This is a genomic window from Enteractinococcus helveticum (genome assembly GCF_020742345.1).
Taxonomy (GTDB): Bacteria; Actinomycetota; Actinomycetes; order Actinomycetales; family Micrococcaceae; genus Yaniella; species Yaniella helvetica_A.
This window is the reverse complement of the sequence record NZ_DYXC01000041.1, coordinates 1-11,009: the sequence shown is the minus strand read 5'-3', so window position 1 is coordinate 11,009 and position 11,009 is coordinate 1. Positions and strand designations below refer to the sequence as shown.

Annotated in this window: 15 protein-coding genes and 1 pseudogene; 11 read left to right on the top strand and 5 right to left on the bottom strand. The window is 56.5% G+C overall.

Features of this window, described 5'->3' with window-relative positions; genetic code table 11:
- Positions 1 to 186: 186 nt before the first annotated feature.
- From K8V32_RS03245 to K8V32_RS14610, 3 genes and pseudogenes are all read left to right on the top strand, one after another.
- Positions 187 to 575: pseudogene (locus K8V32_RS03245) on the top strand (carbon starvation CstA family protein); the annotation flags it as partial.
- A gap of 99 nt (positions 576 to 674) precedes the next feature.
- On the top strand, positions 675 to 830 hold the full coding sequence (locus K8V32_RS03240) for a hypothetical protein (protein ID WP_303902793.1): 156 nt from the start codon (positions 675 to 677) through the stop codon (positions 828 to 830).
- A 19-nt stretch (positions 831 to 849) separates the two neighbouring features.
- Positions 850 to 963: a CstA-like transporter-associated (seleno)protein gene (locus K8V32_RS14610; protein WP_369681034.1), complete on the top strand. Its 114-nt coding sequence runs from the start codon at positions 850 to 852 to the stop codon at positions 961 to 963.
- A 57-nt stretch (positions 964 to 1,020) separates the two neighbouring features.
- Here K8V32_RS14610 and K8V32_RS03235 read toward each other — a convergent pair whose 3' ends face one another.
- Positions 1,021 to 1,335, bottom strand: coding sequence for a putative quinol monooxygenase (locus K8V32_RS03235; RefSeq protein WP_303902790.1), 315 nt, complete (start codon positions 1,333 to 1,335; stop codon positions 1,021 to 1,023).
- A 62-nt stretch (positions 1,336 to 1,397) separates the two neighbouring features.
- Positions 1,398 to 2,483: an inositol-3-phosphate synthase gene (locus K8V32_RS03230; protein WP_303902804.1), complete on the bottom strand. Its 1,086-nt coding sequence runs from the start codon at positions 2,481 to 2,483 to the stop codon at positions 1,398 to 1,400.
- 254 nt (positions 2,484 to 2,737) lie between these two features.
- Here K8V32_RS03230 and relB point away from each other — a divergent pair, with 254 nt between their 5' ends.
- From relB to K8V32_RS03210, 4 genes are all read left to right on the top strand, one after another.
- Positions 2,738 to 3,016 (top strand): type II toxin-antitoxin system RelB family antitoxin, encoded by a 279-nt coding sequence (gene relB, locus K8V32_RS03225; protein ID WP_303902787.1) that lies wholly within the window; start codon positions 2,738 to 2,740, stop codon positions 3,014 to 3,016.
- Complete coding sequence (locus K8V32_RS03220) at positions 3,013 to 3,279, top strand: type II toxin-antitoxin system RelE family toxin (RefSeq protein WP_369681033.1); 267 nt, start codon at positions 3,013 to 3,015, stop codon at positions 3,277 to 3,279. The genes relB and K8V32_RS03220 overlap by 4 nt, the downstream gene beginning before the upstream one ends.
- 84 nt (positions 3,280 to 3,363) lie before the next feature.
- Positions 3,364 to 4,830, top strand: coding sequence for a glycosyltransferase family 87 protein (locus K8V32_RS03215; RefSeq protein ID WP_303902784.1), 1,467 nt, complete (start codon positions 3,364 to 3,366; stop codon positions 4,828 to 4,830).
- Between the two features lie 5 nt (positions 4,831 to 4,835).
- Positions 4,836 to 6,092 carry a M18 family aminopeptidase gene (locus tag K8V32_RS03210; RefSeq protein WP_303902781.1) on the top strand — a complete coding sequence of 419 codons (1,257 nt, stop codon included), beginning with the start codon at positions 4,836 to 4,838 and terminating at the stop codon, positions 6,090 to 6,092.
- A 150-nt stretch (positions 6,093 to 6,242) separates the two neighbouring features.
- On the opposite strand, the gene K8V32_RS03205 is transcribed toward K8V32_RS03210, so the two are convergent.
- Both K8V32_RS03205 and K8V32_RS03200 read right to left on the bottom strand, forming a co-directional pair.
- Positions 6,243 to 6,470, bottom strand: a complete 228-nt coding sequence (locus K8V32_RS03205) for a FitA-like ribbon-helix-helix domain-containing protein (RefSeq protein ID WP_303902778.1) — start codon at positions 6,468 to 6,470, stop codon at positions 6,243 to 6,245.
- A 294-nt stretch (positions 6,471 to 6,764) separates the two neighbouring features.
- Positions 6,765 to 6,947 carry a hypothetical protein gene (locus K8V32_RS03200; protein WP_303902774.1) on the bottom strand — a complete coding sequence of 61 codons (183 nt, stop codon included), beginning with the start codon at positions 6,945 to 6,947 and terminating at the stop codon, positions 6,765 to 6,767.
- 239 nt (positions 6,948 to 7,186) lie between these two features.
- Between K8V32_RS03200 and K8V32_RS03195 the strand changes: the two genes are divergently transcribed.
- The 4 genes from K8V32_RS03195 to phoH2 all read left to right on the top strand — a co-directional run bounded on the left by K8V32_RS03195 (position 7,187) and on the right by phoH2 (position 10,354).
- Entirely contained in the window at positions 7,187 to 7,900 is a 714-nt protein-coding gene (locus tag K8V32_RS03195) for an MBL fold metallo-hydrolase (protein WP_303902798.1), read from the top strand.
- A 179-nt stretch (positions 7,901 to 8,079) separates the two neighbouring features.
- Positions 8,080 to 8,328 (top strand): type II toxin-antitoxin system Phd/YefM family antitoxin, encoded by a 249-nt coding sequence (locus K8V32_RS03190; protein WP_303902771.1) that lies wholly within the window; start codon positions 8,080 to 8,082, stop codon positions 8,326 to 8,328.
- A 146-nt stretch (positions 8,329 to 8,474) separates the two neighbouring features.
- Positions 8,475 to 8,621 carry a hypothetical protein gene (locus tag K8V32_RS03185; protein WP_303902768.1) on the top strand — a complete coding sequence of 49 codons (147 nt, stop codon included), beginning with the start codon at positions 8,475 to 8,477 and terminating at the stop codon, positions 8,619 to 8,621.
- A gap of 311 nt (positions 8,622 to 8,932) precedes the next feature.
- Positions 8,933 to 10,354: an RNA 5'-3' helicase PhoH2 gene (gene phoH2, locus K8V32_RS03180; protein ID WP_524536679.1), complete on the top strand. Its 1,422-nt coding sequence runs from the start codon at positions 8,933 to 8,935 to the stop codon at positions 10,352 to 10,354.
- Positions 10,355 to 10,365: 11 nt separating this feature from the next.
- Here phoH2 and K8V32_RS03175 read toward each other — a convergent pair.
- On the bottom strand, positions 10,366 to 11,009 hold a 644-nt coding region (locus tag K8V32_RS03175; RefSeq protein ID WP_303902765.1), incomplete at its 5' end, for a YqjF family protein.

Sequence of the window (11,009 nt, the reverse complement as noted above, 5' to 3'; positions counted from 1 at the left end):
GTTCGGGGGTGAGTTGTGCAATCGCACCATCAGGTGCGGCACTTGTCGATGAGACGCTCATGACATTCTCCTCTGTGTGTTTTAGGTCACCCGCAATCCAACTAGAGATAGATGAATTTGTCAAACGTTGCGAAATCGATTCGTTTACTTCCGCACTTATGTCCTAGGCGTATGGGTCACGCGTCCGCCGCGATCATCGCCGGTGGCTGGGTTGCTGGAACCGATTTGGGTGCCCAACTATTCACCCTGGAACGCACCACAAGCGAGTGGGGATCATCATCTACGGCGTCGTCGCCGCCGTCCTTCCGGTCTGACTACTGTTGGCTCCGCGCGATTACCTGTCAACCTTTATGAAGATCGGCGTCATTGCGATACTGGCCGGAGTCATCATTGTGGTGCGTCCGGAGATCTCCTTGCCTGCTGTGAGCGAATTCGCCGGTGGACAAGAAGGTCCGGTCTTCTTGGGGTCGGTGTTCCCATTCTTGGTTGTCACCATCGCCTGTGGCGCACTGTCTGGGTTCCACGCTCTGATTTCCTCGGGAACCACCCCGAAAATGATTGAAAAAGAACGTCAGCCCCAGCCACCGGTGGCACCGTGGAGGGAGCTGTCGCTTTCGTCTCCTCACTGGGGTTGGTAGGTAGTTCGCAATACCTTTGTTCAGGGCACGCTGTCGGTGATCTTCGTACTACTCGCCCTGATCGTTCTGATCATGTCGGTCATTGTGACTATCAAAGCCTTCCGCAATGGCGGTGGCCCTGATATGGAAGATGCCCCGGTAGTATCGCGTCGGCAGGTACCGGCAGGGTTCATTACGACGTCGTCGGAATAGAATCTCGAAAAACAGTGGGATGAGCTCCCCGAAGAGCTCCAGTCATCCGGAGGCTGAGGTCTTATGTGAAAAAGATTTCTGGCGTCAAAAGTACAAGCATCAGGATGAAAGTCCTGAAGGGCGCTGCTGCTAAGTAGAGCCACAGTAACGAGCCCTGATGGTTAGAAAATGGGTGAATTCTCGAGCGGGTTTAGCGCGGCATATTGCGCAGCGGAGAACCAAGGACCGTGAAATGTTCACCATCAAACTGGCCCGATAACAGCGGAATGGCGTCGTTAATCGAGTCTTTGACGCTTTGTAGCTGCAGTGATTGTTTGTGCGCTGTCTCAGATTCCCACAGTTCCACCACGAACACCGTATCTGGTTCATCGTCTCGGACACCGACCTCATAGACTAGACAGCCTGCTTCTATGAGATCGGGATTCAAACGCGTGAGAATTTCTACCACAGCATCCCGCTTGCCCGGCTTGGTCCCCAATGAGCCAACATTCGCAAAGGTCGTCATGCTGTTAGTGTATCGACACACCGTGTTGAGAAACAGGGCAGCCGGCTGAATCGTGGAGGACTCTAGCGTTCAATCTCCCCACGAATGAAGGCTTCTACGAGTTCGTGTGCCATGTCATCGTGGTGCTGAACTGGGGGCGATTTCATGAAGTAGCTCGACGCCGACAGGATAGGGCCACCGATCTTGCGGTCCAGGGCGATTTTGGCAGCCCGGATCGCATCAATGATCACACCGGCGGAGTTCGGGGCATCCCAGACTTCCAGTTTGTATTCCAGCGATACTGGGGCGTCACCGAAGTTCCGTCCCTCCAGACGAACGAAAGCCCACTTGCGGTCATCCAGCCAGGAGACATAGTCGGATGGGCCAATGTGGACGTCTTTTTCGTCTAATTCGGCCTTGAGATTGGAGGTCACAGCTTGGGTCTTGGAGATCTTCTTGGATTCTAAGCGCTCGCGTTCCAACATGTTCTTGAAGTCCATGTTGCCGCCAACATTGAGCTGGTAGGTCCGATCCACGGTCACGCCGCGGGATTCAAAGAGCGCAGCCAAGGCCCGGTGGGTGATGGTGGCACCGATCTGGGATTTGATATCGTCGCCGACGATTGGGACACTGGCGTCGGTGAATTTTTGCGCCCAGCACTCATCCGAAGCGATAAACACCGGCAGCGCGTTGACGAAGGCCACGCCGGCATCGATGGCAGCCTGGGCATAGTATTTAGCGGCCTGTTCGGAACCGACCGGCAGATAGCACACCAGCACATCGACGTTGTCGTCTTTGAGCTGTTGTACGACGTCGACGGGTTCGGCGTCAGATTCCTCAATGGTTTCGCGGTAGTACTTGCCCAAACCATCTAGGGTTGGACCGCGCAATACTGTGACACCGGTTTCGGGGACGTCGGTGAGCTTGATGGTGTTGTTCTCGGAAGCGCGCATCGCTTTGGAGATGTCGAGGCCAACTTTTTTGGCGTCAACGTCGAAGGCGGTCACAAATTCCAAATCGGAGACGTGGTAGTCCCCGAATTGAACGTGCATCAGGCCGGGTACGGTGTCGTCGGGCGAAGCATCTTTATAGTATTCAACGCCTTCGATCAGTGAGGTTGCGCAGTTGCCCAGACCGGCGATTGCTACGCGAACTTTTTGGTTGGACAGCACGAAACTCCTTGGTCACGAAAAATCTAGAGAAAAGCAATGGACTTTTCGTATTGTACGACAGCTCAACAGGGTCGGCCGGAAAGTGATGGGATTCTACCGCGTGAAGCGATCGACTTCCGCTGACGGCGAGTGGCCTCCTATCTGCTCGGTCTTTGGGAGCATGAGTTTCAATTGCCTGTATCGGAGCGGTGCGAACAAGGTTCTACGGCAGTGTATACTTTTGACTACACGTAGTCATTGGAATTTTCGTTATGGTCGCCAATACTGTTCCCACCTCTCTCCGCCTGCCCGCTGACATTGATCGACGCCTTGAGCACCTTGCAGCAGAAACTAACCGTTCCAAATCTTTCTATCTGCGTGAATTGATTACCTCAGGTTTAGATCGACTTGAATGGGAATACTCTGTCGCACAGCGCGGTGCCGATATTCGTGCAGGCCGTCGTGAGACCGTTTCGCTGGATGAAGTTGAACGGGAGCTTGAGCTCGACAATCTACCGGTTGACTCGACCGTGCTGGATGAAATCGAGTGAAATGGTCAGTCCAGCTGGATGCTGCAGTGCACCGAACTCTTCGGAAGTTACACCCTCAGGTAGTTCGAACACTCCGAGCCGCTCTTCGAACTATTGCCGAGCTTGAAGACCCACGGAGCAAGGGAAAGCCTCTTACCGGCCCGCTCAAAGGGTACTGGAGTTACAGGATCGGTGATTACCGAATTATCTGCGATATTCAAGACACTGATTTTATTATCGTAGCTATCGATCTCGGTCATAGGAGCCGAATCTACGACCGCTAAATGAGCCCTCCGCCTGATCAACAAAACCACGACCTGCTGCTTGATCTGGGTGACGTGGGTAGTGGCAGCGGTAGACTTTTGCTCATGGCGAGTAGAAGTGATGATCTGACGGCAGTTGATCCGCGACCCGAAACCGCTACAACGCATCACAGTCGAATCGCTCCGAGAGGCAAACACACGCTGCCCGGACGGATCCGCACATTCTTTGCGCCCGGCCACATTTTGATCATCTTAACGGTCGGGGCAGCGCTGATAGCGGCTTTGTTGAAATCGCCGTGCCGCATCCGCGGCTGGGGAGCACCCGAAGTATATTTCGGTGGCTGCTACTCGGACTGGACCGGACTGTGGACCTCGCGTGGATTTGCTTCCGACCCCTGGGCACCTTTCCGCACCGATAGCGCATTTGAATACCCAATCCTCATCGCCGTAGTCGCCTCCCTGATCGCCTGGTTAGCTCACGGTCTGACTCGCGTATCGGAAATTCTGGGGATCGACGCTGGTGCAAACCTGGTGTTTTATGACCTAAACTTCTTGGCCATCGTCGCCCTGTGGATTGGTACCGTACTGATCGTGGCCAAACTCGCCGGGATCCGGTACTGGGATGCCACCATGGTTGCTGTGGCACCCGGAATTATCTTCGCCGGATTCATTAACTGGGACATGTGGGCTGTGGCGTCCATGGTCGCGGCAATGTGGGCTTTTGCCAAACACCGAAACGTCTGGGCCGGCGTGCTCATTGGCCTGGGCACCGCAGTCAAAGTCTTCCCACTGTTCCTGGTGGGTGCCATCCTCGTGCTGGCCATCCGCACCGCACGCTACTATCCGTTGCTCATCACAGCCGCGGCAGCCGCCGTAACCTGGTTACTCGTCAACCTGCCCATGATGCTGCTCAACCCGGGCGCCTGGGGCGTATTTTACGAATTCTCTTCCGACCGCCCACCCGGCTGGTCCTCGATCTGGCACACCTACGCCACCGCAACCGACACTGAGATCCCCGGTCAACTGCTCTCCAGCCTGGCCTTCTGGTCATTTTTCGTCCTCTGCGCGATCATCGCCGTCATCGGCCTGACCACCAAGCACCGACCCCGCCTGGCTCAACTGATGTTCCTGATCGTTGCGGCATTCATCCTGGTCAATAAGGTGTACTCGCCGCAATTTGTGCTGTGGATTATCCCGCTACTGGTGCTTGCGCTACCCAACTGGCGCGATTTCTTAATCTTCTCGGCCGTTGAACTGCTGCACTTCTGGGCCATCTGGGCTTATCTGGCCGGGCCAATTTCCGAATACGACGTCCAGCACCAGCTCGACGAAAAGCTCTACCTGCTGGCCGTCGCCGGCCACGTCGTCGTCCTCATTTATCTGATGCTGCGCGTGATCATGGACATGTACGATCCCAACCAAGACCGGGTGCGAAACAGCCTGCGCCACGCTGACTCCCAGTTGCTGCCCGACGACGACCCCTCCGGCGCCGAATTCGACGGCGCGCCAGACCGTTTCGTGTTGCGCAAACGCAGCAAACGTCCCGCTGCCGCGAACTCCGGCCTAGACTGAAACCCATGACGCAATATCTTGATGACCTTGCCGCATTCATTCACGCCTCCCCCTCGCCCTACCATGTCACCGCGCAGGTAGCCGCCCGCGCAGCCGATGCTGGTTTCACAGTGGTCGACGACGCACCCGGCGATCTGCCAAGCCAACCCGGTGGGTACGTCTTGGTTCGTGACGGCGCGGTCATCGCCTGGCGCATCCCCGAAAACCTGCCCCAGCACCCAAGCTTCCGTATCATCGGCGCCCACACCGACTCCCCCACCTTCCGGGTCAAACCGCTGCCAAATAACACCTCGGCCGGTTACAACCGCGTGGGCGTGGAAATCTACGGCGGCGTGTTAGTCAACTCGTGGCTGGATCGCGACTTGGGCTTTGCCGGACGGTTGATTACCGACGACGGCGCACACCTGGTCCGTACCCCGTCCATGGCACGGATCCCGCAGCTTGCTATTCACCTGGATCGCAGCGTCAATGACGGTTTGAAACTCGACCGCCAACAGCACCTGGTACCGATTGTTGGCGCTGGTGGTGACGCCGATATTCTCGCCGCGATCGCCCAGCATGCAGAGGTTGACCCGGCTCAGATTAAGGGCTTTGACCTGGTGCTAACCGACACGCAAGAACCCGCCACCATCGGCATCGACAATGATTTCTTTGCCGCCCCGCGCCTGGATAATTTACTCTCGGTGCATGCTGGTTTGCGCGCCCTGTTGGATGCCGAATCCGAACACATTACCGTGTTGGCGGCCTTTGACCACGAGGAAGTCGGCTCCGAAACCCGCACCGGTGCCGGCGGGCCGATGCTCGATGAAATGCTCACCCTGATCATGGCCAGTCAGAACATCCCGGTGCACCTGCACCGCTCGATTATTGCGCATTCGAAACTGCTCTCGGCCGACGGCGGGCACCTGGTCCACCCGAATTATGCGGACCGTCACGACCCGGAACATCAGCCGAAGCCAAATCACGGCCCGATTTTGAAGGTCAACGCCACCCAGCGCTACCTGTCAGATGGCCGCGGCGCCGCCCAGTTCAACCGCTGGGCTGAGCAGGCCGGTATCCCCCACCAGGTGTTTGTTTCCAAGAACACGCAGCCTTCTGGCTCAACCATCGGCCCGATTTCTGCGACCCGACTGGGGATTGAAACCATCGACGCCGGCGTTGGCCTGTTGTCAATGCACTCGGTGCGAGAAATGTGTGGGGCCCAAGATCCTGAGTACCTGGCCAGGCTGGCCGGTGCGTTCCTGCAGGACCTCCAAGCCTAAGTTCGCTGTAGAAAACGCGGGTTTATTTGTCTCCGGCACGATAGATCCCGGAAGGATCTTTACTAGGGACGTCGCAGCCCAAGCCTCGACCGCTTGGTTGCCTCCGGCGGACTCTGAATGCTGACACGACGTTGGTGTCTAATAAGTAGGTCATAGTTCCGGTTCGCGTGCTGCGAGGTGAAGTGGCGGAAGTTCAAATTCGATTTCGGCTCCCTCGTCCATGCTCAACATGTCGTTAATGCTGATGGGTTCGTGTTCCAAAGCCGCTGCGATTATTGCATGGACTTCCGCTTCAACGGATCGACCATGGCGTTCTGCTAGCACACGTATGGCAGCCTTGGTCCCAGCAGGTAGGTTGCGAATAAGAATCTGTTCCATGACATCTACCTCCGAGCTCAATACCATCATCTCACTCCAAGGAGCTGGTGCAGAGATGTAGCTCTTCGGATGGACACGACGGGAACCTACACCTGAAATAATCTCTTGGCGCAGGTTCCCCTTCTTGTCACTAGAGCTAGTTTGGCTCTGCTCGTCACCCACAAACGCGAGGTGAGATGGAAATGTTTAGTCAAGTGAAAATTGAGGTCAAATACGAAGAATCAAAGAGCTCACCCCGTTTTGGGTGTGTGCGCGTGCCACGATTCGTCGAGTATATAAATGAAGTACAACTCTCTAAGAGAGTACCAAAGCTTGTGCAAATAAAGGAGTGATCCAGTGGATTTCTGGCGTGATTTCTGAGTTATTATTTGGTACTTCTTCTTGGTCTTTCTGCAGTTTCATAACGTTCGTGTGTATCTCATCCACCGAAGCAACGGCGTAGCTGAGCTCGGTCAGGAACAGACTTTCATGGGCCATAAGGCGACCGAAAATTTTATAAAGGATCTGATTGGACCTAGCCCGACTGACGAGCCGCGAATCGAGGTTTTCTCCGAACTTTGGACGAACCAACCATCAAAGACGCTGACGGCAAAGTCATCTGGGATTTGGCGAGTTATGACTTCCTTGAAGGTAACGCCCCGCTATCGGTGAACCCAAGCCTCTGGAGACAATCACAACTTGTAGCCAAGCAGGGGTTGTTTTAGGTTGTCGAGGGCCTGTATCAAGCCCGTGGATTCGACTTATCAGTAATGTCACTGATAGAAACCAACCCCGGTGTCATTGTCATCGATCCTTTGATCTCAGCGGAGACTGCTACGGTGGCTTTCGATTTCTACGGCGGGCATCGCAGCAAACGAAAAAATGTAACGGTTATTTTTACTCACTCGCCTGTCGACCATTTTGGTGGTGTACTGGACATCGTCGAGCCGTCCGAGGCGTTGAGGCTGGTTCCATCAAAATCATCGCTCTTGAAGGCTTTTCGGAGCACGCCATTGCAGAGAATGTGTATGCCGGTACTGCCATGGGACGACGTGTGGGTTATATGTATGGCTCCTCGCATGAGGGCGAGTCCAAGGGATCAGTTGGAGCCGGGCTGGGGTAGGCCACTTCTAGTGGGCAAGCCGGCATCATTCCTCCAAGCTTGGAGATTCATGAAACCGGCGAAACTCTTGACATTGACGGTGTTGCGTTTGAGTTCCAAATGGCTCCAGGTGCCAAAGCCCCTGCTGAAATGTATTTTTACATCGCTCGCTACCGCGCTGTGCATGGCTGAGAACGTTGCGCGATGGTCTGGTCAGAGATCCACATGTATGGTCCCGGTATCTGACGGAAGCTATTTCACGTTTAGGGGATCGCGCGGAGGTACTTTTGACATCGCATCATTGGCCACCGTGGGTAGAGAAAGCAGCCTACATTTCCTCGGCGTGTAGCGAGATCTCTATGGCAACCTGCCTGATCAAACGCTACGGATGTTCCCTCTGAAACCACCGAGGCTGTGTGGGTTTATGCATGGAAAGACTTCCGCAGGATGAGGCCATGATCGTCATGGGGACTACTCTTCAGAATGAAGACAGTTAAGTACAACTTGTACAAGAAGTACAATTGATCTATGACATCTGTTACCCTCTCGCAGTTCCGAAATAATCAAAGCGACTACATCGCTGCTGCGCAGCGAGAGCCCGTTGAAATTACTTCTCGCGGTGCCACTCGACGTGCCGTTCTGGTCTCCCCGGATTTATTCGATCGCGCAATGGCTGCACTGGAGGATCAGGAAGACATTCGTGCAGCGGCTGAGGCTCGCAAAGATCCGGGTCCCACAGTTTCACACAAGGAGCTCAACGTCGAACTAGGTCTCTAACGTAGACTCGACCTCTGGCTTGGACCATCAGTTGTCGGATCCGCTCAATCCCCGTAGCAAAAAGGAAGCCGACGTCTGAAGCAATCCTCGCGCGCCGGGAGCTATCTTTTGGCCGGAGCTAGCATGGTCCAGTTGAGGTGATCGGCTTGCAATACCACTGGGGGGTCGACTATGAGCTGACCGATTTGGGCCGCACCCTGATTTTGCCGCTGGGCGCGCTACGCACCTGGGCCGAAACCTACGCGGGTGATGTGCTGGCCGCCCGCGAACGCTTCGACGCCGTTGGCGACTAGGTGCGATGCCCGGGGGTTGAGCCGCACGCTATCAACTGTTTATCAAAATGTAACCCGGCTTTTGCCTCGCGAATCTTCCTGTAGCGCCCGTGCCCCCGTAGATTGAGAAGTGTCAGAACAACCTGACCGGAAGGCCCAAAGGTTTATGCCAAGCGAGACGAGGGGCCGGTACGGTTCCTGGCAGCTGCCAAGGCTCAGGGCCGACCGAGACCAACCCAACCCGCGATACGATGTGAAGACGGGCTGGCACCCGCTCCAAAACCACCGGGCGCTGTCACTGAATTCGACCTTGGGGAAGAGTTCCGAATCCGATGCACTCGCCCACAGTTTGGCACCGGAACTGCCGCCGTCTTCGGTCTGGAGACACCGTGGCCTCGCTCAATACACCAACTGGCATTCCTGAAGACCAAGTTGACGCCACCGTTGCAACGGCTGTGGCGCAAAAGTCTTATGTCATCGACACTTCCGTGCTGCTCTCGGATCCCAAAGCCATCCTGCGCTTTGCCGAACACGAAGTGATCATCCCCGTCGTCGTCATCACCGAGTTAGAAAAGAAACGCCACGACTCGGAACTGGGCTACTACGCCCGCTCCGCGCTGCGCCTCCTCGACGATCTGCGCATCCGCCACGGCTCGCTGAACCAGCCGATCCCACTCAACGACGACGGCGGCCACCTGCTGGTTGAACTCAACCACATCACCGAAACCATACTGCCGGCAGGCTTCCGCCAGGGCGACAACGATTCACGCATTCTGGCGGTGGCCAAGAACTTCGCCGACGAAGGCCGCACCGTCACCGTGGTTTCCAAGGACCTGCCCATGCGCGTCAAGGCCGCAGCCATGGGTCTGGACGCCGATGAATACCGCAACGAGTGGGTCACCGATTCCGGCTGGACCGGCCTGGCCGAAATCGAAGCCACCGAAGAACAGGTCACCAATCTCTACGATGGTGAACGCATTGAGCTCGACGACGCCACGGAGCTACCCACCAACACCGGACTGATCATCTCCTCGCCCAAAGGATCAGCCCTGGGCCGGGTCAAAATAGACGCAACCGCGCACAAATACGTTGAGGTGGTGCGCGGTAACCGCGAAGTCTTCGGAGTCCACGGGCGCTCAGCCGAACAGCGCCTAGCCATCGACATGCTGCTGGACCGCAACATCGACATCGTGTCCATGGGTGGTCGCGCCGGGACCGGTAAATCCGCGCTCGCACTGTGCGCCGGCCTGGAAACCGTGCTGGAACGCCGCGAACACAAGAAAATTATTGTGTTCCGCCCGCTCTACGCCGTCGGGGGTCAAGAACTCGGCTACCTGCCCGGCACCGAGGAAGAAAAAATGAACCCCTGGGCCCAGGCGGTCTTCGATACCCTGGGTGCGCTGGTCAGCGAGAATGTGCTCAAAGAGGTTATGGCGCGCAACCTGCTCGAAGTCCTGCCGCTGACTCACATCCGTGGTCGCAGCCTCCACGACGCCTGGGTGATCGTGGACGAAGCCCAGTCCTTGGAGAAAAACGTGCTGCTGACCGTGATGTCGCGCATGGGCCAGAACTCCAAAATTGTCCTCACCCACGACGTCGCCCAGCGCGATAACCTGCGAGTTGGTCGGCACGACGGCGTTGCTGCTGTGGTCGAAATTTTGAAGGGGAACCCGTTGTTCGGCCACGTGACCCTCACCCGATCCGAGCGCAGCCGCATCGCTGCCCTGGTCACCGAGCTGCTCGAAGAACCCTAAACCGCAATAACTCAGGCCCGCCGAGGCAGACCGAGCCGGGAGTGCACCGTATAGGATGCGTGCACGACCGGCTCGTCTTCGGGTTCCGGCAGACCCGCCCAGCGCAGTGGTGCAGTAAGATTTCCGACGCCGCTCGCAGCATACAGTTCCCACGGCTCGTGATACACCGGGGTCCCCCACATGACGCCTGCTCGGCGATGAAACGCCGTCCACCGTCCAGTTACACTTTCAAGCCACGGTGTCCGATCCGCTTCGGCCAGCCGCTCCCCCACCTCGACGGAAGCCGAAAACCAGTCATGATGAGTCAGTCGCATCGGATGCGGGGTGTCGAACCGATACTTCCAGTGGGATCCGTCGACGGAAATTTGTGAGGATGACCGTTGATATGGTAGCCCAATGCTGCATGCTGCAGCACTGAAACTCAACAGCGGTACTAGCAAGCCTAGGAACCAGATGCCGTCGGGCCCGTCTGCCGTGCGCACATACGTCCGAATATTCAGCTCCGGAAAAGCCGTCCAACTCGGTAACGCCGGGAGGCCAGGCAGGCGGACGTCGGTCATGCGAAACGGTGTAATACCGACCCAGGTTTTGCCGTCCCACTGTTGAACGGTTAGTTCCTTGGGTACTAACGCTTGGATGGTCGCCGGATCATAGG

Bases quoted from the DNA above. Each gene is read 5' to 3' on its own strand.
- K8V32_RS14610 (WP_369681034.1), top strand. From the start codon at position 850: ATGAGCTCCCCGAAGAGCTCCAGTCATCCGGAGGCTGAGGTCTTATGT.
- K8V32_RS03235 (WP_303902790.1), bottom strand. From the start codon at position 1,335: ATGACGACCTTTGCGAATGTTGGCTCATTGGGGACCAAGCCGGGCAAG.
- relB (WP_303902787.1), top strand. From the start codon at position 2,738: ATGGTCGCCAATACTGTTCCCACCTCTCTCCGCCTGCCCGCTGACATT.
- K8V32_RS03215 (WP_303902784.1), top strand. From the start codon at position 3,364: ATGGCGAGTAGAAGTGATGATCTGACGGCAGTTGATCCGCGACCCGAA.
- K8V32_RS03210 (WP_303902781.1), top strand. From the start codon at position 4,836: ATGACGCAATATCTTGATGACCTTGCCGCATTCATTCACGCCTCCCCC.
- K8V32_RS03205 (WP_303902778.1), bottom strand. From the start codon at position 6,470: ATGGAACAGATTCTTATTCGCAACCTACCTGCTGGGACCAAGGCTGCC.
- K8V32_RS03200 (WP_303902774.1), bottom strand. From the start codon at position 6,947: ATGGCCCATGAAAGTCTGTTCCTGACCGAGCTCAGCTACGCCGTTGCT.
- K8V32_RS03190 (WP_303902771.1), top strand. From the start codon at position 8,080: ATGACATCTGTTACCCTCTCGCAGTTCCGAAATAATCAAAGCGACTAC.
- phoH2 (WP_524536679.1), top strand. From the start codon at position 8,933: ATGCACTCGCCCACAGTTTGGCACCGGAACTGCCGCCGTCTTCGGTCT.